The following is a 22,199-nucleotide window of genomic DNA, read 5'->3' as shown; positions in this document are numbered from 1 at the left end:
AAGTTATCGCGGGAGGAGTGAAACGACGGAATGAGCCGACCGAAGGGAGAACGCCTAAAGGTTCAAAGGTTCAAAGGTTCAAAGGTTCAAAGGTTCAAAGGTTCAAAGGTTCAAAATGAGGATTTAGCAAAAAAAATCCCCACCTTGAAAAAAGGCAGGGATAATAACTTATTTAATAACTTGGATAGCAAGGCTAGCAATAACACCGACAAGAGTAGTGACAAGCAACCAGTTCATACGGTCAAACTTTTTGTCGAATTTAGCTTCTAACTTTTCAAAGCGCTCATCGACCTTCTCTTCTAACTTTTCAATACGTTCATCGACTTTATCAAAGCGTTGATTAGTACGGTTTTCTAACGCCATGAGTTCTTCACGCGTGGCGTTATGTTGAGCTTGGTCAAACAACAGTTTGAGCAAGTCTTTTTGAGTGATATCGTTATTGTTATCTTGGTTCATATGATTCTTCATTATCGTTTCCTTATTAGATAATACCTTAAAGCGGTGTTTTTTTCATCATGTTTACACGTAAGCTCAAGGTTGAAAATCAGGTTATTACCACTTGCCTAGCGAGCGTGCGAGTGGTGAGTTGTAAGGTCCTTATTTTTGACCTAGCTTGAAAAGTGTGAACAAGAAGAAAACAGAGCGAGGCATTAACAGTAAGGCTTGGTGATGAATTTGAACGAAGGTAACGAAGCGTTTCACCAAAGGTAAAGGTGTTAGACAAGCGTATCACGCCACGCGTTGGGTGATTGTTCGCAGGAACTTAATGCCACATCGAGCTGGCTCGATATGAGTGGCATAAGTTATCGCGGGAATGAACCGACCGAAGGTTTCAATTCATTGAGAAGCTATTGAGGCTTCCAGATAATTAACTAATGCACAATGGTCTTTAAGAGTTAATGGTTCAACAGAGCCTAAAACACTCTTTGACGATTTGTTTTGTTAAAGGCAAAGACAAATTCACATATTGCTGCGTCACAAACACGATTTGAGAGAAAGTGGGTTCATTCAAAACGAGCGGTTTTTTACCTTTAACCCGAATTTCAAAACGTTCGACGATATAATCTTCTTCGTCGCCTTTTTCACACACCCATTCATCCACTTTTAACACACATTTTTCCTAATCCATTACAATTAAGAATATTGTACTCAAAGAGAAACGACGATTTATTGAGCGTTGATAAGTTATTGATATATTCCCCAAGAGAGACCATTCACGACACGGGGAAATCATCATGCAGCTATGCTGCATGATGACAATGTGGCATTAAAACCCAACATGCATCCACTTGGCGAAATGAGATTTCTGTGGTTCTGTCAGCGAGTTATCACCACCGTCAAAAACTCCAGTGGCTTCACCAACTCACCTTTCTTGAGCGATTCAACACTACTCAGCCATACAATACGGGCACTATACACTTGAGCACTGAAAATGTTAAGAGCAACTAAAGTACGCATTTACCCAACACAAGAACAAGCTGAGTTTTTAATAACTCAAGTTTGGTGCTGTTCGTTTTGCGTATAACAAAGCTCTACATTTAAAGTCTCACATGTACCGCAAGCATGGTGTAACGCAGTGCTATGGCATACATATATCGGCTGTCTGACTCACCTACAAACCAGAAACAGGCGTGGCTTATCAAGTTAGTCAATAGGGTCGGTTTCAAAAGAGCTTGTATCGCATTAGCAAACAAAGCTGTCAGAACAGCTTGGGCAATGCTTCGCTATGAAACAAAATATCAGTCAAAGACATTATTTTGCTAGCAATATGAATTAACAGATTACAAATAATGATGTTCAATGGTTAGACTAGCTTACTGAGACCTTGACTACTTCGCAATGCTATAAAAAGCTTTTTTCGCGGCAAGGGCAGTAGGTGCGCATGCATCAAAGGTTAGAAGGTAGATCCTTCAATGAGAAACCGAATATACGACCACATCTTATCCATTGCACATTCTTATCTTGTAAAACCCGTGGATTCCATATACGAAGTAGATGGCGGCCTTTTTTACGATATCTAGCTCTTCAGCTTGCTCAGCCAGTAATCGTTTGAGTTTGGCATTTTCATGTCTTTTTTAACGGCTTGACTGCCACCCATAGATTTGAGATTCATATAACGATAGTTGTCGTGCAGCAGCAGCGACACCGACTTTCTCAGCCAACTTAAGTGCTTCGATTTTAAATTCGGGAGCATGTTTGATTCGTGTTGTCTTGGTTGTCATTGTCCACCTCGTTAGTGATTGTACTCACTTAACGCAGTGTCCAAAACTGATGGTGCGGATCAGGCGGTCTTACACCAAATGAGTCGGAACGGCTCTACTGGCAAACTTATAAAACCGTGGCCAATTTTACTTGACCACTACACAGATACCGCCTTAGTTGGCGGTATCTGTGTTGATATTATAAAGTCAATGAGTCGTTTCGCAGACGCTTACAATACACTTACCGTTTACTTATATTATTAACCATTCTATTTGGACTACTTATAGATAAAGCTAATTCTGATACTCACAAAGTAGAAAAGAGCAAGGCCAATACTACACGCTTAAGTTCAGGGTTTTGCATTAATTGGCATCGGACAAATATCAACTAGGTAGCTTCAGGATATTAAGTAATTCCAAGAAACTGTTAAACACCTTTAATGCCATGCTAACTTCGTTGTCAAATGAAAATCTTAGTGTTTGATATCGAGTTGGTAGAAACTAACCTGAGTATAATCTCCAGCCTCAATACCTTCATTTTTACAACGCACTACACCCGTACTACATTGATTGTATGCACCAGCTTTAAAGAAGAACCATTCATTTTTATATCCAGCATCGTACTTATTACCAAGGTAGTGCCCCTTCGCTAAATCAATCGCAAAAGAACGAGTGATAGGTATTTTGCTCTCCAAGTTTTTCGTGAACTCGAGATACATAACATTACCATCAACTTGAATCTCGTAGGAGAACTTCTCCCCGAGTTTGATACCATCTGTGGGTTCTGGCTCACCAAATCGAATTTTAGCCTTGCCAAAAACATTGTGAGAAATATCCAAACGACGGTGGTAATCATCGCCTAATGCGTTATTTTCATAATTCCAATATACCGAACCATAGTTTTGATCAGGCAACTTACGGTAGAAAATTTTAAGGGGTTCATTCGTCCCTGCATGAATCTGTCCAATAACAACAGAGAAAGAGTCATTATGACGATGGTCACCACTTTGGCTTACATGGTCGACAGCAAGAGTCGCATTCATTTTTCCACCAATGGCACCAAACTTATCAGCATCAGGATGTGATGCAAGGACAAAATTGTTCGCAGGTTCATAAGGGCCAATCGATGTATTATCTGAGATTAAAGCATGAAGCTCAGAGCGAGCATTACTCGAATTCGGTGTTGTCATCGCTTTATTCGGAGCCGCAAACACCATTGCGCCGCTTTCTTTGTCGGTATAAAACCACGGTGCATGTTGGTAGTCTTCATTCAACTCAGCTTTGGAGATTTCCATCACTTTACCTTTACGCTCAGGTTTTGTGTCTTCCATCGGAATAACTATTTTCCATTTGGACAAATCAAAATTTTCAGACGGTGCTTTGCTTGGATCAAGTTGCGCCATCGCATGAGAAGAGATAGCCGAAATGGTCAAAGCCAGTAGGGTTTTAGAAGTAATATTCATTGTTGTTTCTCTTTATTGTTATGTTGAAAATCCACCGCGATAGCATTGCAACGGGTTTAGTGTATCACTGTGGTTGAAGACGACGCTCTTTGACTCCGAGATGAAGAAGCACACCGTCCCACTCGATAACTGCCCCCTCTTCATTTAGATGACAGCTCAAGTTCACCTCCTTTGCACAATTCATCAGTACACGGTGGTTCGAACGTGCTGGTAGCTGCCACTCTAGATGGTTGATTTGCTTCTGGGCATCCGATTCAACGTCACCATAAAAGTCACTAGAATCATTGATTTCTGGAACGAACCTTGGGCTCCCTATATCTTCTCCAGTAAGCTGAAGGAAATACTCAAGATTGCCTTGTAGAAGTCGAGTCTTATCAGATCCAAGCTCGACGTCACTCGGAGTGTGCAAACGCCATTGGAGCTCTCTCGCTTCAGTTAGCTCGATGTCGTCAAAAATCACAACACCTTTATCTGCTACTTGGACAAGCGTTCGCCAATAATGTTTGCAGCCCACGTAAGTCTCGGTTAAATCAAGAACAACGTAGTTGAAATCCGCGTCGTTTTTCTGTTTGATCAATTGAGCAACACCTGAAGGACAATCCAGCTTTTGCCCCATTCCAGCAATCAAAGGCAAGTTGTGCGCTTGAGTGGTTCGAGTCCACAAGCTGTGATGTTGGCTACCAAATCGATAACCATAACTGCCACTTGGGGTTAAGATATTTTGGCCCTGATCAACGAAAGCAAAGTTACCTTGGTCGCCATGACGGTGTGAGCTGTTGCCAAACTGACTCGCGCGGTAATACAGAGCCATCTTGTTTTTCGACAGCTTGCCCAGGCCAGCGTATGAGTAATAAATATGCGCTAAGTCATTTGAATACTCGTCGACGCCATCCGTCACCTCACTATGGCTCAACTGCGGCATGGTTGGCACAACATCTAATAGATGCAATTTGTAAGACTGGACTTCATCTTCTAGCACTTTATCCAAACGACGGGCGGCCTGATCACCGTAGCGCTGTGCGTAAATACGTAGTGGATTTTGAGCGAAGAACCCGGGCCACTCTTTGCCTTCTCGTTGACACCAAAAGCCGTCACCAAACGGGTGAATACGTTCTTGAGTCGCCACAAAGTCCATTGCAAATTTGACATAGTTTTTGTAAAACGGATGATTATAGAAAGAGAATCCACTCAAACGCTCCACAGCCAAAAAGAACGGATGATGCCACTTGGTATAAGACGACGAATAAAAAGGCCCTTCTACCCAACTTCCATCTTCGCCTCCATAAAATGGCAAAACACCTCGATAAATCGTCAATGCGTAGTCCAACCAACGCTCACACGTGGTGATATCAAACTCTTTATGCAAAGTAAGGGCGGCAATACCTAAGTAAGCTGGAAGCCTTGATGTATGAGAATGCCCGGGAAACTGCTTAAACTGGTCTTGTTCTAGCCTTTCTTCCATTTGAAACGCTAAGCGAACCAATAATGGACGAACAAAATCACGTTCTTCCCCTGTCAATAAAGGCGACAGCCAGTGGTAAGCGAGATATAAGTTCCTTGCTAAAGACAAACCGACCTCATCTCCCCAAGTACATGGGCGAAGCAAAGAAGCGGGTCCCTCTGGGCTCCACTCAGCAAGGCGCAATAACACCTGACAAGCTTGATGACCAGCAATATCGTCACCCCAAACTCGATAGAGTAACGTTAAGGCAATCAAATCACGGTCAATCCAGTTACGCACATTTGCAATGGCTGTACGCTTCCCTTCTTCCTGCCCTCTGCGATAGTGATTAGGGTATTGGATCGCTTCAATATCAATGTCTTCAACACTTGCAGCAAATTTCGCTCGAAACTCTGAAACCGATTTTTGTATAGTTGGGATATCAATGTCGAAATACAGTAAGAACTGATCATGCTCTTCACATAAAGCAAACAGCTCTTTCGCCGATGGGGCTAAATATTCCTCTGTCTCCGCATCAATAGAGAACTCGTGCCAAAGAGATAATTCCCCACTCTGCTCACACCTTACTCGCCAACGGTAGTTGCCCTGTTCAAGGGAAAAGTCCAGCTGCATCGGAGACTGAATACACTCCCAATGCCATGATTTTTTATGGTCTACAGCCTCTAACTCAAGACAATACAACGCTTCATAACGCTCATGAGGCCAGTTAAAACTGGGCGGATTTACCACCACAGTATTCTTTGTTGGTGAAGTAAATAACTGAAAGTCATGCTTTCTTGTTAGGGGTAACATGGATTAATTACTCCTTATTAAACCAGTGATATTGGCCTGACTCAGGGTCAATCCGACCAATTTGTTTAGCTGGCGTGCCAGCGACTATCGCGTAAGGGAGAACATCTGATGTGACCACGGAATTGGCACAGACAAGCGCGCACTCACCGACCGTCGTTCCCGGTGTAATAACGACACCAGAGGTAAGCCAGACGCCTCTTTGAATGACCACGCTCCCCTCCTCCCAACAACTGCGCCCACTAAAACAATTCGTCATTGGGTCAAACACATGGTTACCCGCAACAATAGAAACGTGAGGACCAATCGCGACATCTTCACCAATGACGACATCACCGTTGATGTAGCTGTACAAACCAACATAGCTACGTGGACCTAATTGATTGTCCCCAATGCGAACGATAGCGCCCGGCGCAATACGCACATTTTCATTCGTGAAACCAAGAATTTGAGCTCGTGTTTCATCGTCCGGTTTATTGTTGCTTTGATTGATATATAAGGTGAATTTACGAAACTCTTCATCGGTGAGTTCGCCACCAAATTTTTCTTGTACTGACATAGTGAGTTCCTTGGGCTGAATGAATTCAGCCCATTTTGATTAAACATTATTTGTTATAGAGATAGGATTTATTGAGCGGCTGGCTCTTTTTGAAGCAAGTAGAAGTAGACCACCAATACCACCGATGGTCAGAGCAACAATAATGAACAACATGCGCCCCCACATTGGATTCGGAATAAAAACCAACATAGAGAGGAACACCGCCGCAATCAGCAGCATTTTCCCAAGCATATCGCGCTGTTTGTTGTCCATTGCGATGCTCGTAGCATTCTCTTCCACCACAACTTCAGTATCAACATTGCTAAAGAAACGATTAACTTCAACTTCTCGCTCAGGAGCATGCCCTTTATAGAAGAACTGGGAGAGAACAAAGAAGGGCAAAGTAATTGACATATGGCCAACCACGCCAAGCGTCACTGATTTCATTTCCGCAAACTCACGAGCAGATAACGGTTGGTCGAGCCCAAGAATGCCTTGCATCATCTCTGGTGTGATGAAGAACGCAATGATGGATGACACCACCATACCGACTAAGATAGTGCCCCATCCGGCCCAATCTGGTGTTTTTCTGATGAAGAAACACATAATAGATGGAATAAGGACTGGGAATCCGACCAAAGTGCCAACGAGCATCATCAGGTCAAAAAGACCAAACTGCTTCAAAGAAGTGAGGAACAGGGCAGAAATGATAATGATAATTCCGAATGCAGCGGTAAGCACTCGGCTCGCATTCATTAATTTGGCTTCTGTTACCTCTTTACAAAAATAAGGTTCGTACACGCTTTTTAAAATGATCCCTGCATTACGGTTTAGTGCTGAATCCATTGATGACATTGTCGCGGCGAACATGGCTGCCAGCATCAACCCAACCATGCCAACTGGCATCTCGTTCTTAACGAACATGTAGTAAGTTGCGTCTGCGACTTTGCTGCCTAAACCTTCAAGTCCCCAAGTGCTGGTATCTGGATAATTTCCCGCGACAAACCAAGCAGGTAGGAACCACATCAAAGGGCCAATGATCATCAAACCACATGCTAACAGCGCTGCTTTACGAGCATTCTTAGTGTCTTTTGATGCAATAAATCGATAAGAGTCTACCATGTTGTTGGTACTGAAAAACTGCTTAACAAAAATACAGATAAACCAACCAACAAATAGGTATGAATAACTGTAGCCATCGCCGATGAGTTGTTGTGTCGGTAAGCCCACTTCAAGTAAATTGCCAATACCACCTGATTTCCAGATAGCAACCATCGCAGCAATAAAGGTCATGACGGTGATGATTATCATCTGCATAAAGTCAGAAGCGATAACCGCCCAGCTGCCACCAACTAAAGAAATAAATAGAACAACCAGTCCCGCCCCTACGATGGTCTGTTCTAAAGGGACGCCAATTACGGCACTAGTGAAAACGGCTAAACCATTCAGCCAAATCGCAGCTTGCAGCACACTTAGGGGAACGTTAGCCCATGTAAAGACTTGTTCATTGACACGCCCAAGACGTAAACGTATACCTTGGATCGGGCTGATCACACGCATTTGGCGGGCTTTCGCCGCAAAGAAAAGGTAGTTGACAAAATATCCAAGGGCGTTAGCGAAAAAAACAATCGCAACTGACATACCACTGGTCAGTGCTTTACCCATCAGACCTGTGAATGTCATGGCACTCAGCGCCATCATGAAGGCACTAGAACCAACCATCCACCAAAGCATCTTACCACCACCACGAAAGTACTCGCTCGTGTTCGCTGCGGCTGAACGAAACACCCAACCCAACCCGATAAGGAAGGCGAAGTACCCTAAAACTATGATTACATCAATGTCCATTTTTTTGTTTCCTGTTTTGTAGGGAGATAGTACGCACATCTCATGCAGTTCGACACGCTCTAATCGACATGTTTTAGAAACAACGGAGACTTACACCATAAACAAAACTAAACTAAACGGACTTAAACAAAGTTGGAAATAGCATTAATGTATAACAATAATACAAAAAAAATAGGCACTCGATGGATCTGAAAACACTCACCACTTTTGTCACAGTTGCGCGTTTAAAGAACTTCACAGCAGCCGCTAGAGAACTTCACACGGTACAGCCGACCGTGTCTCGTCATATTTCTGATCTAGAAAATGAACTGCAAACAAAGCTGTTTGATCGTACGACCCACCAGGTTGATCTGACCCCATCAGGGGAACGATTACTGCCAGAAGCCCTACACATCATCGAGAATGATCAACGAGTAAAGTCCGTAATCAAGCAGATAGATTCTGATGAACATCAAGAAATTAAAGTCGGATATCTTGCTACAGCGTGCTCTTTCTTCCTTCCGGAATTGATTAACCGATTTCGCGCTAGGTACACCAATGCCCAATTGCGTCTGTATGAAATGACACCTGCCGAGCAAATTGAGGCCATGGTCGACAATAAAGTTGATATCGTTTTCAGTCGTGAAAGCCATCACTTAGACGAAAGTTATTTTTCTTCTTATCTTGTCTACGAAGACAGCTTGACTGTACTCCTACCCCGAAATCATTCTCTCGCGGCTAAAAAATGCATCGACATTGAAGATCTCCAAAATGAAAGTCTTCATCTATTTCATCGCAATGAATGGTTAGGTGTTTATGAGAGAATCATTCGGTGTTGCAAGGAAAACGGGGTTGCGCCCAATGTCGTTGGAAACCCAATGAATATGCGTCACTTAGTTACGACCATCTCTTCAGGGTTAGGTATCTCCATCGCCCCTCGGTGCATTAAATTTATCGCAGATGACAGTTGCGTATGCAGGCCAATCAACCAAATCGACATTCAATTACCTTTAACGGCCTATTTCCGTAAACACAACAAAAACCGTATCGTCGATGAATTTATTTCGCACACCATTACTGAGAGTACCAAAATTCAAACAATGCTTTAAAGTTCATTGCAGGTTTAGAACCGGCGACGGTGTCGCCGGTTCAACGATCGCAGCATAACCTACCTCAGAATAAGTCCCTGACTGACCTAACTTCTGCTCTACAATCTAAACACGGGTGTTTGTTGAACACTTTCATTCTGTTTTCGCTATTTCAGATACACTCATCCTATGAAAAACCTAAATTGACCTGATTTGGGATTGAATCAGAGCATGATGGACCAGCTCTGACAGCCCCTCTCCAGCCCTAAAGACAAAGAATGCTCTCAAACAGGTCAACCTTCACATACCCTTTCAGCATGGCGGCGTAACCGGGCATTTCTGGTGAGTCTTTAGGGGCGATACCTAAGGCATCGTAGACCTTAGGGAGCATCTCACCACGACGTCGGTTCGATAGAAAACCAAAGTATCGAATCATTCTGAAGTGCTTATCTGGAATATGCTCAATCATGCGCTCTATCAGTGCTTCTGGACTCAAAATGAGGGACTCCGTCCGACCATTCCTATGGTTAAGATAATCAAACGTCACTAAGCCTCCCTGGAAATCATGTCGTAACCTAGACGCTGATATGGGCGGCCGCGGTATCGGCCCATGTAAGTCATGGTGAGGGTCACATTGGCCGTTTTCTTTGCAAAATGCAGCTTCCATCGACGGCAATATTGGCTGGTTAAAAATCGTGACCAATCTTGCTCATTGCGAATGAAAGGGCAGCCCTCTCCACTCAAATCTAACTCTGAGTAATGGGAGCCGAGAAGTTGAGTGATGGCGGCACGCCAACACTTTTCAGTGGTCTTCGCTTTAAAGAAAATGGGCTTCCATAGGCATGTCCTCTTACATAAGCCCCCACGCGTGACAGACAAATGGATGTGCACATTCCAATTCAGCTTTCTGCCGTAGGTGTGAAGTGCACAGAACACCCCGATATCGATATCCAGTTGCTTTGCCCATTCTAAGAAGATTTTGGCTGCGCAACTAAAGAGATGATTGAGAAGAAATCGATAAGATGGGCCACAATGTATGTGGAAGCGTCAACGTAACGTGTTGATACTCACACTCAGGAAAGACATGTTGTTGCTTTCGTATCCACCGCTCTGTCGCTTTAATGCCACAACTGCTGCAAAAGCGAGATTTACACGTCTGGTGAATGTATTTGTGATGGGTGCAGTTAGCATGGCGGCATCGATACTCTTTAGAGCCAAGTATCGTTGGCATTGAAGCATTGTTTGATGGGCTTATTCGGAAACATGGTCTATAGGATAAACGATTCATGCAAAGCACCCTAGTCGGTTGAGTCTCTTTGTTTTCGGCCGTAGGCCGCTCAGGCGACACCGTCGCCGGTTCTACCGCGTTGTAGATGCGTACCTGGCCAATTCGTGCCCGGAAAATGTAAGTAATTTACCAATTAATTGATTAACAAATCATTTTCAGACAGAATAATATAGTTATTCAACAACCAACATGCTCCTTATGTGTGAAATATTTGCTCATCAGCCAACAGAAAGTTACCAGTTTGTTACCCGCTCGATTCGTATAGATGGACATGCAACCAGCGTAAAACTCGAATCGAGCTTTTGGCTGGTCCTAGAAGAGATTGCTCACTCTCAGAATCTTACCGTGCCACGCTTCATATCAACAGTCTACACAGAGGCTCTAGAGCATAATGGTGAGGTAGGTAATTTTGCCTCCCTGCTTCGCTGTGCTTGTTTAATTTACTCCAGCAAACGATAACGATTAACGTATATGATTGCATTTAAATCAAATAATAGCCTTTCATAAAAAGTTTTGTCGTACTCACGTACTACCAGCCTGGTTCATTCACTCATTACTATCCTGACTTCAATTGAGGAAAAATAATGACTAAGCTGATTCACAGTATGATAAGAGTGCACGACCTAAAAACCTCTACCGTAATGCGCTAGAACTTGAAGTCACTGTTCAATATCAGCTCAATGACTTTACCCTAATTTACCTTGCCAACAGCGAAACAGGCTTTGAACTTGAGTTGACACACAACCATAATCAAACTACTCCATATGCTCATGGTAATACCTATGGACACCTAGCAGTCAGTGTCGAGTGTATAGAGAAAACACATAAACGTCTGGCGAACTGCGGTATTGGAACTTCAGATATCAAATCATAAAACTACGAGCAGAAACCGCTGGTAACCTTCTTCTTTATTACAGACCCCGATGGATACAAGATTGAATTTATTCAACGTGAAGGTCGATATCAATAACCAATAACCTAAGGAAATACAATGATTTACTTAACTGCACACTTTTACGCAAAATCCGGACAGGAAAAGAAGTTGCATGAACTACTCAGCGCAATGCTAATACCAACTTTAAATGAACCTGGCTGCATTAGTTATTATTTATTTCAGGATGAATCTGATGATAGAAAGTTCTTATTTCAAGAACAGTTTGCTGATCAAACAGCTTTTGACGCACATTGCAAAGAAACGCACTTCCTTAACCTACTTAGAGGCCTTAATGGACTGCTTGAACAAGAACCAGATATCACTTTCTATCACAAAGTGGAGCCACAAAGTTTAAGTTGATTCTCACAATTTAGTCAGAGTTACTTTTGGTGTACAACGAACAGTATTATCCCTTTAGTCAATACCATGTATGAAGTCGTCGATGTTGATTGTAATAACCAACCAGATAATCTGTTATTGGCTTGGCTCGCCTCTATAAAACTTCTATCACCATTCGTTGGCACCTATCCCGTTATCAAGCTTCTGAACACTCGCTCCATAGGGATATCTCAGCAATTTCCTTTCCTACCCATACTTTGAGTAATTCGATATTTCCATAGCAACTGACGATATTTCTTACTCGTATAGTAGCAACCTTGGTCCGAGTGGTACATCACGCCAGATAGTCTTCCAAGGTTCTCATAAGCCATGCTTTGCGCCTTGCCGTCAAGGCACTATCTGGTGAGTTAGACATTCCAACCGATGGCTTTTCGTGCGAATAAGTCAATGACAACCGCTAGATAAGACCACCTTTGCTCAGTCCGGATGTAGATCACATCACCGCACCATACTTGATTCTATTCCGTTACCACGAACTGACGATTTAGAATGTCCTTTTCTTCTTCAATACGCTTGATTTTCTTTTTAAGGTCACGGATTTCTCTTTGCTCTGGAGCCCGTGGCGATGCATTGGGAGCCTTATCTACTCTTTCAACTTTGAGTTGCCTTATCCAGCTTTCTAACGTTGTTCTTCCAATACCCATCGCTTCGCAGGTTTCTTTGTAGGTACGTCCCTAGTCAAGCACTAGTTGATCGCATTCAAGCTTGAATTCTGGGTTAAAAATGCGTCTTTCACGCTTAGTCATATTGTCATCTGTTTTAGTATCGAGATGATCATACTCCACCTCTTAATCAGGTGGCCAAATTCACTATGCCACTTCAAATTCCCGGCCGACCCTTTAATGAGTATTTTGTGTGACGCATGAAAAAGCCCACGTCTGTAATTTAACATTAATGCCAATTTCCTTTAGGTATATTTTTCGGATCACTTGGCAACTTTCTAATAATTAGCTGTATATGACACTCATCACCAAAACTGCAATTAGAGAATATTCCTACAACTCAATAAGGTGAATATATATATACTTTTAATTTACAGGCTTATATATATACAAATTAACATTTATGTGTGATTTTCATAAATTTAAATGTGGGTTAATTGTTATTTAAATAATTAAGATATAGGTCACACATATATAAAACATAATGTACTAAATTAGTTTAAACCACTGACATATAGAGAAAATTATGAAATTACCTATTGCTACAATTTTAATAACAAGTGCATTTAATACATCTGCTTTTACAATTGTAATTAAAAATAATACAGATGCTCCGATTATGCCTTTTGTTATGAATACAGACGGTTTGACTGCCGATTCTATCAATGGTTGGATTACAGCTAGTAACGAACGAGTTTATGACAAGCGTTCAAGTTGGTTAGATGATCCATCTGTCAATGTCAATGAAGGTAGCACTCATGAAATGTTAATGGGTGATGACCATGTTACAGGGTTTACTTGTGGTGATATTTTATTCGAAGGTAGTCAAGAAATCTTAGTCACTCAAGATAGTGAAAGCAACGACCTAATATGCCAAGTCCAACCATTGGGCACTGTAACTGAAAGTAGTAGTTATACTCACAATACAGATGGGAAAAACCGTGGTTTCATTATTAAAGACATGAAAAATGAATCTGATATAGATAGACCAGAAAAATATGCTGATGGACCTCAAGATCTAGTTTGGGGAGGTGCTGGTATTGGTGTTAATACATATGTCACGGTCAATGCTATTAATAATCAAACAGGGAGTGAACATCCAGTAATAATTACGATGAGAAGGAGCAATCAATGCACTTGGCGAGAGATGAATACAACTGTAAGTTGTCAAAGTGCTACGATCTCTAGCTTCAATGCATTCTTTGAAGAATCCCTTAATGATGTGCTACCTTCCGGTGCATATTCAGGAGTAACCAAAATTGGAGTTGCTGAATGGCAAGGTTCCGAAGTAGATAATTTCAATTTAGGCATCGAAATCACGAAAGAATAATACTGAACTACTAAGGTTAATTAAGAGGGCCCCCCCCCTCTTTGATCTTACTCGATGAACTTGATTTTCACCTGCAATGCACAACAAACTACAAACTTTGATATATTTTGAAGGTGTTGGTGAGGTTACCCCATTCATACTTTATGCTAATTTGGGTGATGGGACACAATTTACTAACAGTCGACAAGCATCAGCGTTTATCAGGCTAACACCTTTACAATACAGTTCATTCGGTGAATTGATGATGAAGGGCCATTAATAAATTTGGCGGAGTTTAAGGCTCTTCGCTCGATGCTCTACCTTGATGCTATGGCATACATATATCGACTGCCTTACTCACCTACAAACCAGAAACAGTCGTGGCTTAGTGACCCGAAGATAACAAGTCTGGGTTCATAACAAGGTTGCGAACACCGTGAGCATGGTCTTCATCGAACTCATTGCTTGCTAACCACTGTGCTACAGAGGCAATGTCTACCTTCGCCACTTTTGGTCGTACACTCCAAGTCACTTGCAGTGGAGATGCCTGTTTATTGTAGCTAGGGCCAGTTGTTGAACCAGCATATCGAATCGGTTTACCGGTATTTTTCGGGATGTTTATTGCTTGATAGACTCCATTTTTCACCTCGAATTGGGTCAAATCAACGAAGTTAAGTGCACTTTTATCATTAACAAGTACAAATACTTGCGTTTCTACACGCAATTGCGGATTAGAAGTTGACTCACTTAAACATGCCCCGAGAGTTGGTCCTGGCTTAACTTGGGCCGTTGAATGAACGTAGTGAAGCTCAATAGTATCACCTGATTCTAGTTGACTATGGCCTTTAGCGCTGACAGTATCTTTAAACGGCTTAAGCTCAGCGTCACTTAACTTACCGTTATAAACATAGCCAGTATTGTTGCCTTTGCCGTCACCATTACCTGCGTAAACGTTAAATTCACCGCCCTTATGCTCTGCATTTCTATGAAAGTGAACATTACATAGGTTCATTTGTGAGTATTCAGGCGCTTTCCCAAAGTAACGGGTATTATTTCCTGCTAGGTTGTCTATATCACGTGGAGATTGAGGGCCAAACCCTTTTCCTTGAGTGTTTTCGGCAAGCGCTGTACGTTGCTGTGCGATAACACTATCAGCAACATCATGGTTGCTTGAGGCCTGAACGGCTTGCGGTGTAATCACAAGTACAGAAGACAAAAGTAACACTTTATTCATATGCAAATTTAAACCTTTTTGATAGTTGTAAAAGTAAATGAACGTATAGGTGTTACGTTCCTGTGTACATATGATAAGTGTGAGATTTTGTGATAATGCGTGGTCGGTTCCAATTAATTATACAGAATTAAAAACAGCGGTTTCGGTGTCGGACTTATATAGAAAACCATGACTATCGACATACTGTCGGTCAAAATCCATCTCGGTGCCGTGATGTAATACGCCTTCAATCATAAAGGTGACTTCTGAAGAGGAGCTGCGTTTAAGCAGAAAGTAGATACAGGTTGATTTCTTCTCTACATGCCAATGAATAATAACACCAAGCTTCTTAGCATCCGAGGCGCTGGATGTTGTGCCTTCTCCCCACATAGAAGGATTTCGGGAAATAAAATTTGCGTTTGCGACTTGCCCAATGGCGTTACGTAATGCAGTTATTGTGAATAAAACGACGAAGCACATTCAGTATTTCTTTATAAGCTAATACCATGCTGGCTTCCACTTAGTCGTTTTAATCCTATATTCGTGCTCATTCCGTAGAGGCAGAATAATATACGTTACTGTTAGCTTTTACGGTCAAGGTTTTCTTGTTCGTCTACGGTTTTAAAATGATCGCTAGATCCAATTCTCAAGTCAGCTTCCTTGAGAACATCAAGTAAACTGGTCATGGGCGATCGACCGGTGATCTCTCGCTGCAGGTAAGCAAGATTCATCGGCTTCTGTTGTGTAATCGAAATTCATTTTTTACCCTGGGACAAGATTCGAACATTACGATTCTTAGCTCTGATAGCTTGTAATCTGGTACAACGCTCATTGATCCCCCTTAAATTCACTGGTCAAAATGCTTTACCATTGACGTTATTTTAGTCAATATTTTTTACCGTCCCAATAGGTTTCGTATTATATTTTTACGAAAGTTGTTAGACAAATTCCAAGCTAACTATACGAAAGAGGCCGTTGCTATCGCAACGGCCTCTTAGGTTAGAGATTTTGATATAACGTCTAAGCGTGTGTGAAGCCAAAGTCTAATTGGCAACCACACGCCTTAGCGTATTTCATTAGTGTTTTAATAGTAGGGTTTCCTGTTCCCTTTTCGAGCCTAGAAACATTAGACTCTTTAGTACCCATGGGCGCTGCATAGGTTGGCGGAGTCGCTTTGTTAATCGATATCAAAAATGAACATGTGCCCATTACGTGCGGCATGTTCACTTGAGCAGCACAAGTTAAGTAATCACCTAAACTTGAATAGTCTAGTAAATACACGTCTTTTCAAAAGTTGGCGGCTATCACAGCGCTCCGGTCACTCCCCCTATCGAGCACTGATTAGCGAAATAAGAAGCATCGCCCAACGGGTGGTGAGTAGTCACAACGTTGCAGCGCTGCAACTTTTTTGACGGACAAAACACACGAACTCAACATTGGATATTACTTAGGCCGATTAAAGTCAAACAGTTGGTTAATAGGCACTCCCATACATAACAATAGATTCGCCCATGTACCAAGGTTCACTCTCACAATAAGCCTACCAAAATGGTCTTTACTGTAGCCAAGTAAATCAGCGACATCTTGACGGAAGAGGCCAGTGACAAAATCTTTGCCATAAAAGAACTTTACGATTTTCTCATTAAGTTTAACAAAGCTTTGAGCATTATAGACATAGTTATTTAGCAATTTCGCCTTTTCAATTATCCTTGGGGTTGGAGACTCTTAATATTCGTACTCGGCGAAGAGAATGCGGGGTTTATGACGCACTTACATAACTACAAGTTCGTAAAGTAAATCAACATGGCGCCCTATATCTATGGCCGTTATACCTACAAGTTATTTAATATCTTGTCTTTAAAATAGTGTGTACAGTCAACTTGGTCCCGTTGTTCTGGTTCCATAAACTCTGTAGCAAATTGTTGATAAACACCTGATGACAAGAACAGCTCGAACAAGTCTGGATCAAGGTGTCTCTCTTTAACCATAAAACTCATAATTTTTATTGATTCAGATAGTGTCTTCGCTTTCTTGTATGGACGGTCTGTGCTTGTCAAAGCTTCAAACACATCAGCTATAGCGATAATTTTGGCCGTTAGCGGCATTTCATCCCCTTTCAATCCCATGGGATACCCGGTTCCATCTATTTTTTCATGGTGACCGCCGGCTATTTTAACCACATCGCGCATATGTTTAGGGAAAGGTAATGACTTAAGAATGTTGATTGATTGAATGATGTGGTCATTGATAATAAATCGGTCTTCATCTGTCAACGTTCCTCTACGAGTCGATAAATTATAGATTTCGCCTAGGTTAGCTTGGTAATCAGGTGCCTTTAGAGTGAAGCACTCTTCATTTTCTCTTGGGAAATTCCAAGGAACAAGGTGTTCAGGTAAGTCGGCTAGTACACACTCTGTCGCAGGTATAGGTTGGTGCTCTTGGCTTCGATGTTGCTCAATCCACGATGTCCCTGCCGTTTTACTTAGTGTCCTTGTCCAAGTTCTCTGCGCGATGTCATGCAAACGACTGATATGAGCATCATCAACAAACTCCCCCCCTAAGTTAAGTTCCGCAACAAATTCAAAGTCATTATCAACTTGGTTATTATGCTCATTTAATGACTTTAGCACGTCATCAGGCAGCTCACCGAAATGTATTTTGAGTAACTCAATTTCTTTTTCACGTTTAACGACTTCAAATCGCATCCGCACTTCGTGAATTCGGTTATAGATGGTTTCTAATTTTGTTGCTTTATCAACGATATGTTCAGGTGTAGTGATCTTGCCACAATCATGAAGCCAACTCGCCATCTTTAGCTCTTCCCATTGTTTTGGGGTTAAGCTAAAGTTTTCAAATGCCTGATGTTGTGAATTTTGTGCTGCTTTGGTTAGCCACTCAGTAATGATCGGAACACGTTGACAATGATTTCCGGTGTAAGGTGACTTTCTATCTAATGAACCGGCAAATACTTGAATAAATGAATCAAGGAGCGACTTTTGTGCCTCTATCAGTTCGTGGGTTTCGATAGTAACCGATGTAAAACCCAGTAACGTGGTTAAGTAATCCTCGTAAGAGTGATAGCGTTCTAGCGCATTGTCTCCTTCAAACAACAATCCAAACGAACCAATTACACTGCCTGAACGATCCATCAGTGGCATACACACTACTTTACCACGACGAACACGATCCCAAGGGAGATTAAGTCGCTCTATCTCCTCTGCTTCGAATGTCATCACTTTATTAGCAGCAAACAATTCTTCCATTATCTTCTTTGCTTCACTGACAGGCAGTGGACACGCCTCAGCTTGATGCGCTTCCATACCTTGATACCAAACATACTTGGGGACTAGCACCTCATTATCGATATCGTGCAGATACAAAAATATACCACTCGCCTCCACTGCTTGTGCGGTGTCGTGACATACCAAACTCAGTATTTCATCGAGATTTTCTTTGTTAGCGATATTGTTCGTCAAAGAAATAAATTGGCTGATGGTTGACTGAGTTGCACTTTGCGCTTGATTGAGTTCGGCTATTTCTCGTATATAGCAGTGCTGAATAACGTGTTCTTTATCGAATTTGAAGCTTTCAATATCTTTCGCTTTGCGGGTCGCTCGCTTAATGGGTTGCGATATATACATAGAAATAACGTAAATTCCCGGTAATATAAGCAACAGTATCAATAAAGAGGTGTAGATTGTTTGTTTTTTAATTAATACACCATTATCAAACAAATCATCAGCTTTAGCTGCCATAAGTAAGTGAAATTGTTGACCATAAGAATGGCCAAACGTGGCTATGTGCCCAAACCATTTCTCACCTTCAAAGTAGAACATACCGAGCTGCCCATCTCTTTTCTTTCGCTTAATTGCATAATTGATTGCTTTATTAGGTAACAAGTCAAGTCTACGTGTCATCTGAACTTTAGGGACAGTTTTATTTGCGCTGTCACTGACTGCAAAAATTTGTCCTTCATCATTATAAAGAACGCGAAGAGATGAAGCGTTGGTCAAGGTATCGGTAAGGGTTTGTTGTAGGTCTTCTAGCAACACTTCCGCAGAAATAACAACACCTTGATCGTTTTTACGATAAATAAATACACCCAACATTTCTGATGTCGGGTGGATTGATGGTGTGGAAATTAAGGCGGTCGCTTCTTGCGCATCACTAAACCAGCGATGTGATTTGTACAGAATCGCCTTCCCTGGCTCGATTTCTGATATGAGCTGAAGGTCCTTATCAACCCCTCGAATTTTCAGTATTCCTTTATGGTTATGGGCGATAATAAATTTTACGGTCGTGTTTAAATCCCCCCGCTCAGCCATAGCTTTGTCATTGACTCTAGCTATAGAAAGGAGGTCACCTGAAGGATAATAAAAAGAGTACGACGTGACATGGGGGAATTCGTTTAATAGCTGAGCGAGCTGAGGAATCAATTTTTCTCGCACTTCTATATCTGGTGAATTTACGGCGTAACTTTTTGTGAAAGCGCCAATAGCGGTAAATGCGGTACCGTAGTGCTTGTTAAGTTGGAGCTGAGTCTCTATCGCAATGCGGTTGAACAACTTAGCATTCGCCTCTAAAATAAGCTCTGATAACCCCTTGTTCGTTAGCCAGATTTGTATCCCTGATGTTAAAACTACAACCAATATTATCACTGTCGTTAGATATACGTGAATCGATAATGTCGCACGTTTGACGTTCATTGTTCCACTTCGCTGACTTATTCGTTTCATTAACTGTAGTTGTAATTTACCTTTTGGGTTTAATAAATTGATTATATTGGCCTAGATAAGGGAGGTGCGTCCATCACATCAAAGCCACTTCTTTGTCTACCCCCAGTAAGTGCGGGATTACTTCGCCACCAGTAAGCGTTGAGTGATAAAGTATGTGCCATTGTTAGAACATCGAGCCCACAAAAAGAAGAAGCCAATAGCTTTATCTTGGCGAATAGACGAAACGTATATCAACGGATTGCCGGGAAGTGAAAGGCAAAATGAACCAGGCAGAACCGGCGACGGTGTCGACAGAGCGGTGGAGACGAAAGCAACAACATGTCTTTCCTGAGTGTGAGTATCAACACGTTACGTTGACGCTTCCACATACACTGTGGCCCATCTTTCGAGATAATCGATTTCTTCTCAATCATCTCTTTAGTTGCGCAGCCAAAATCTTCTTAGGATGGGCAAAGCAACTGGATATTGATATCGGGGTGTTCTGTGCACTTCACACCTACGGTAGAAAGCTGAATTGGAATGTGCACATCCATTTGTCTGCCACACGTGGAGGCTTATGTAAGAGGACAGGCCTATGGAAGCCCATTTTCTTTAAAGCGAAGACCACTGAAAAGTGTTGGCGTGCCGCCATCACTCAACTTCTCGGCTCCCATTACTCAGAGTTAGATTTGAGTGGAGAGGGCTGCCCTTTCATTCGCAATGAGCAAGATTGGTCACGATTTTTAACCAGCCAATATTGCCCGTCGATGAAAGCTGCATTTTGCAAAGAAAACGGCCAATGTGACCCCCACCATGACTTACCTCGGTCGATACCTAAAGCGGCCGCCCATATCAGCGTCTAGGTTACGACATGATTTCCAGGGAGGCTTAGTGACGTTTGATTATCTTAATCATAGGAATGGTCGGACTGAATCCCTCATTTTGAGTCCAGAAGCACTGATAGAGCGCATGATTGAGCATATACCAGATAAGCACTTCAAAATGATTCGATACTTTGGTTTTCTATCGAACCGACGTCGTGGTGAGATGCACCCTAAGGTCTACGATGCCTTAGGTATCGCCCCTAAAGACTCACCAGAAATGCCCGGTTACGCCGCCATGCTGAAAGGGTATGTGAAGGTTGACCCGTTTGAGTGCATTCTTTGTGGGCACCGTTTAACGTTTCTTCGCTTTAGGGCTGGAGAGGGGCTGTCAGAGCTGGTCCATCATGCTCTGATTCAATCCCAAATCAGGTCAATTTAGGTTTTTCGTAGGATGAGTGTATCTGAAATAGCGAAAACAGTGTGAAAGTGTTCAATTAACACTCGACTTTAAATTGTAGTGTAGGAGTTAGGTCAGTCACACATTTATTTTGACATGAGTTAAGCCACAATAGTTCAAGGTAAGGAATGATTCAGATTCCTTACCTTGAACCTTAATAGCTTCACGAACGTTCAACCCTTTCAAGTCGTCCACATCACCTAATTGTTCAGGGCTTTGACCACGACTGAACATTTTCAAATGATTCAAACGCTGCGTCATTGCTAAGCGTCGAGATGATAAGGTAGGTGTATTCACCGCACCTTCTGACTGACGCATCATTTTAAGTTGCTGACGGAGCGGCGTGTTTGTGGTGTTACCAAATAACTGTGTCATGTAAAATTCCTCCACTTAACATTCCGAAGTACCGATCCAATGACCGTCTGAATCAAAAGCATCCCATTGTTCACTATTGATAATGGTCTCGTTTTCATCCACCGAATCTGCAGTTCCTTCCCAAAATGGATTCACACCCACAGGCTCATTGTTAGTAAGTTGATTGTGGTAGACCCTAACCAGTGAATGTTTAAGTACCGCACCGAAAAACTTATTCGGATGAACATGATCGGTTTGCACCACAAACTGCATAACCACATCTTTACTCATGTTCCAGACGTTCGTTTTTAGGTACTCAAAAGACGCTTCATCATTTAATCCCTCCCGCTGTGCTAGAACCTGCTTAGAATTGCAATCAATGAGTTGAATGAAACCGGTTTGCCCTTCGCACAAAGAGATATCATTTTTTGGTGAGCTTTCGCGTGCCAACGACGAAACGTTGGTCGCTGAATTTAATGTAGAGAGAGTTGGGGTTGAATTTCGTTGTGCCATAGGGAGTTTCCTTTTTGTTTGAGTATCACTTTTATGGAGCCGCTTGGCTGTCCATTCCTCAAACATGGTTCTTCTCTGCAGGGGCGCGTAGCGTTCATTTACCCTTGTAGATAAGGTTCTGATTTGAGGAGGGTTAACAGCCTGCGAGCGCCATCAAATGATG

General features: G+C 42.2%; 19 protein-coding genes and 7 pseudogenes. 10 read left to right on the top strand and 16 right to left on the bottom strand.

The features are described 5' to 3' along the window. Nucleotides 1-168: 168 nt before the first annotated feature. The gene (locus tag AB6D93_RS22550; protein WP_102332429.1) at nucleotides 169-468 is read right to left on the bottom strand and encodes a hypothetical protein; all 300 of its coding nucleotides are present in this window, start codon (nucleotides 466-468) and stop codon (nucleotides 169-171) included. A 436-nt stretch (nucleotides 469-904) separates the two neighbouring features. After that, nucleotides 905-1,111 carry a hypothetical protein gene (locus tag AB6D93_RS22545; protein ID WP_235612468.1) on the bottom strand — a complete coding sequence of 69 codons (207 nt, stop codon included), beginning with the start codon at nucleotides 1,109-1,111 and terminating at the stop codon, nucleotides 905-907. 321 nt (nucleotides 1,112-1,432) lie between these two features. On the opposite strand from AB6D93_RS22545, the gene AB6D93_RS22540 reads away from it, so the two are divergent. The 3 genes and pseudogenes from AB6D93_RS22540 to AB6D93_RS22530 form a co-directional block, all read left to right on the top strand. Next, entirely contained in the window at nucleotides 1,433-1,525 is a 93-nt protein-coding gene (locus tag AB6D93_RS22540) for a helix-turn-helix domain-containing protein (protein ID WP_372042843.1), read from the top strand. A gap of 13 nt (nucleotides 1,526-1,538) precedes the next feature. After that, nucleotides 1,539-1,607, top strand: a pseudogene (locus AB6D93_RS22535) (hypothetical protein); the annotation flags it as partial. Next, nucleotides 1,579-1,764, top strand: a pseudogene (locus tag AB6D93_RS22530) (IS110 family transposase); the annotation flags it as partial. The pseudogenes AB6D93_RS22535 and AB6D93_RS22530, both read left to right, overlap by 29 nt. Nucleotides 1,765-1,986: 222 nt before the next feature. On the opposite strand, the pseudogene AB6D93_RS22525 reads toward AB6D93_RS22530, so the two are convergent. From AB6D93_RS22525 to AB6D93_RS22505, 5 genes and pseudogenes are all read right to left on the bottom strand, one after another. Then, a pseudogene (locus AB6D93_RS22525) lies at nucleotides 1,987-2,222 on the bottom strand (transposase); the annotation flags it as partial. Nucleotides 2,223-2,674: 452 nt separating this feature from the next. After that, the gene (locus AB6D93_RS22520; protein WP_164496843.1) at nucleotides 2,675-3,664 is read right to left on the bottom strand and encodes a polysaccharide lyase family 7 protein; all 990 of its coding nucleotides are present in this window, start codon (nucleotides 3,662-3,664) and stop codon (nucleotides 2,675-2,677) included. 64 nt (nucleotides 3,665-3,728) lie between these two features. After that, complete coding sequence (locus tag AB6D93_RS22515) at nucleotides 3,729-5,918, bottom strand: heparinase II/III family protein (protein ID WP_102332430.1); 2,190 nt, start codon at nucleotides 5,916-5,918, stop codon at nucleotides 3,729-3,731. Between the two features lie 7 nt (nucleotides 5,919-5,925). Then, nucleotides 5,926-6,474: an acyltransferase gene (locus AB6D93_RS22510; RefSeq protein WP_102332431.1), complete on the bottom strand. Its 549-nt coding sequence runs from the start codon at nucleotides 6,472-6,474 to the stop codon at nucleotides 5,926-5,928. Nucleotides 6,475-6,513: 39 nt separating this feature from the next. Then, nucleotides 6,514-8,301: a sodium:solute symporter family transporter gene (locus AB6D93_RS22505; RefSeq protein WP_102332432.1), complete on the bottom strand. Its 1,788-nt coding sequence runs from the start codon at nucleotides 8,299-8,301 to the stop codon at nucleotides 6,514-6,516. 182 nt (nucleotides 8,302-8,483) lie between these two features. Between AB6D93_RS22505 and AB6D93_RS22500 the strand changes: the two genes are divergently transcribed. Then, entirely contained in the window at nucleotides 8,484-9,389 is a 906-nt protein-coding gene (locus tag AB6D93_RS22500) for a LysR family transcriptional regulator (RefSeq protein ID WP_102332433.1), read from the top strand. Between the two features lie 177 nt (nucleotides 9,390-9,566). Here the strand turns inward: AB6D93_RS22500 and AB6D93_RS22495 are convergent. Then, a pseudogene (locus AB6D93_RS22495) lies at nucleotides 9,567-10,584 on the bottom strand (IS91 family transposase); the annotation flags it as partial. Between the two features lie 270 nt (nucleotides 10,585-10,854). Here AB6D93_RS22495 and AB6D93_RS22490 point away from each other — a divergent pair. The 3 genes and pseudogenes from AB6D93_RS22490 (at nucleotide 10,855) to AB6D93_RS22480 (ending at nucleotide 11,950) form a co-directional block, all read left to right on the top strand. Beyond that, the gene (locus tag AB6D93_RS22490; RefSeq protein ID WP_162299045.1) at nucleotides 10,855-11,115 is read left to right on the top strand and encodes a ribbon-helix-helix domain-containing protein; all 261 of its coding nucleotides are present in this window, start codon (nucleotides 10,855-10,857) and stop codon (nucleotides 11,113-11,115) included. Between the two features lie 125 nt (nucleotides 11,116-11,240). Continuing rightward, nucleotides 11,241-11,626 (top strand): annotated as a pseudogene (locus tag AB6D93_RS22485) (VOC family protein). A gap of 21 nt (nucleotides 11,627-11,647) precedes the next feature. After that, nucleotides 11,648-11,950, top strand: coding sequence for a putative quinol monooxygenase (locus AB6D93_RS22480; RefSeq protein ID WP_102332435.1), 303 nt, complete (start codon nucleotides 11,648-11,650; stop codon nucleotides 11,948-11,950). A 209-nt stretch (nucleotides 11,951-12,159) separates the two neighbouring features. Here the strand turns inward: AB6D93_RS22480 and AB6D93_RS22475 are convergent. Together AB6D93_RS22475 and AB6D93_RS22470 are read right to left on the bottom strand one after the other, a co-directional pair. Further along, nucleotides 12,160-12,426: pseudogene (locus tag AB6D93_RS22475) on the bottom strand (DDE-type integrase/transposase/recombinase). 21 nt (nucleotides 12,427-12,447) lie between these two features. After that, nucleotides 12,448-12,633, bottom strand: a complete 186-nt coding sequence (locus AB6D93_RS22470) for a hypothetical protein (RefSeq protein ID WP_102332436.1) — start codon at nucleotides 12,631-12,633, stop codon at nucleotides 12,448-12,450. A gap of 544 nt (nucleotides 12,634-13,177) precedes the next feature. On the opposite strand from AB6D93_RS22470, the gene AB6D93_RS22465 reads away from it, so the two are divergent. Both AB6D93_RS22465 and AB6D93_RS22460 read left to right on the top strand, forming a co-directional pair. Further along, nucleotides 13,178-13,981: a hypothetical protein gene (locus AB6D93_RS22465; protein WP_102332437.1), complete on the top strand. Its 804-nt coding sequence runs from the start codon at nucleotides 13,178-13,180 to the stop codon at nucleotides 13,979-13,981. Nucleotides 13,982-14,057: 76 nt separating this feature from the next. Beyond that, nucleotides 14,058-14,240, top strand: a complete 183-nt coding sequence (locus AB6D93_RS22460; protein WP_235618379.1) for a transposase — start codon at nucleotides 14,058-14,060, stop codon at nucleotides 14,238-14,240. Between the two features lie 105 nt (nucleotides 14,241-14,345). Here the strand turns inward: AB6D93_RS22460 and AB6D93_RS22455 are convergent, their stop codons facing one another. The 4 genes from AB6D93_RS22455 to AB6D93_RS22440 all read right to left on the bottom strand — a co-directional run bounded on the left by AB6D93_RS22455 (nucleotide 14,346) and on the right by AB6D93_RS22440 (nucleotide 19,879). Continuing rightward, nucleotides 14,346-15,194, bottom strand: a complete 849-nt coding sequence (locus AB6D93_RS22455; RefSeq protein ID WP_102332438.1) for a delta-class carbonic anhydrase — start codon at nucleotides 15,192-15,194, stop codon at nucleotides 14,346-14,348. Between the two features lie 117 nt (nucleotides 15,195-15,311). Continuing rightward, nucleotides 15,312-15,653 carry a Tn3 family transposase gene (locus AB6D93_RS22450; protein WP_102332439.1) on the bottom strand — a complete coding sequence of 114 codons (342 nt, stop codon included), beginning with the start codon at nucleotides 15,651-15,653 and terminating at the stop codon, nucleotides 15,312-15,314. Nucleotides 15,654-16,193: 540 nt separating this feature from the next. Beyond that, entirely contained in the window at nucleotides 16,194-16,454 is a 261-nt protein-coding gene (locus AB6D93_RS22445; RefSeq protein ID WP_235612466.1) for a helix-turn-helix transcriptional regulator, read from the bottom strand. 551 nt (nucleotides 16,455-17,005) lie between these two features. Continuing rightward, complete coding sequence (locus tag AB6D93_RS22440) at nucleotides 17,006-19,879, bottom strand: HD domain-containing phosphohydrolase (RefSeq protein ID WP_102332441.1); 2,874 nt, start codon at nucleotides 19,877-19,879, stop codon at nucleotides 17,006-17,008. Nucleotides 19,880-20,196: 317 nt separating this feature from the next. On the opposite strand from AB6D93_RS22440, the pseudogene AB6D93_RS22435 reads away from it, so the two are divergent. Then, nucleotides 20,197-21,151, top strand: a pseudogene (locus AB6D93_RS22435) (IS91 family transposase); the annotation flags it as partial. A 96-nt stretch (nucleotides 21,152-21,247) separates the two neighbouring features. Here the strand turns inward: AB6D93_RS22435 and AB6D93_RS22430 are convergent. Both AB6D93_RS22430 and AB6D93_RS22425 read right to left on the bottom strand, forming a co-directional pair. Next, nucleotides 21,248-21,544, bottom strand: coding sequence for a hypothetical protein (locus AB6D93_RS22430; RefSeq protein WP_102332442.1), 297 nt, complete (start codon nucleotides 21,542-21,544; stop codon nucleotides 21,248-21,250). Between the two features lie 15 nt (nucleotides 21,545-21,559). Then, nucleotides 21,560-22,036 carry a hypothetical protein gene (locus AB6D93_RS22425; protein ID WP_102332443.1) on the bottom strand — a complete coding sequence of 159 codons (477 nt, stop codon included), beginning with the start codon at nucleotides 22,034-22,036 and terminating at the stop codon, nucleotides 21,560-21,562. Nucleotides 22,037-22,199: the final 163 nt, after the last annotated feature.

This window comes from Vibrio sp. 10N.247.310.23 (assembly GCF_041467155.1).
Lineage (GTDB): Bacteria > Pseudomonadota > Gammaproteobacteria > Enterobacterales > Vibrionaceae > Vibrio > Vibrio crassostreae_C.
This window is presented reverse-complemented; position numbering and strand designations above follow the sequence as displayed.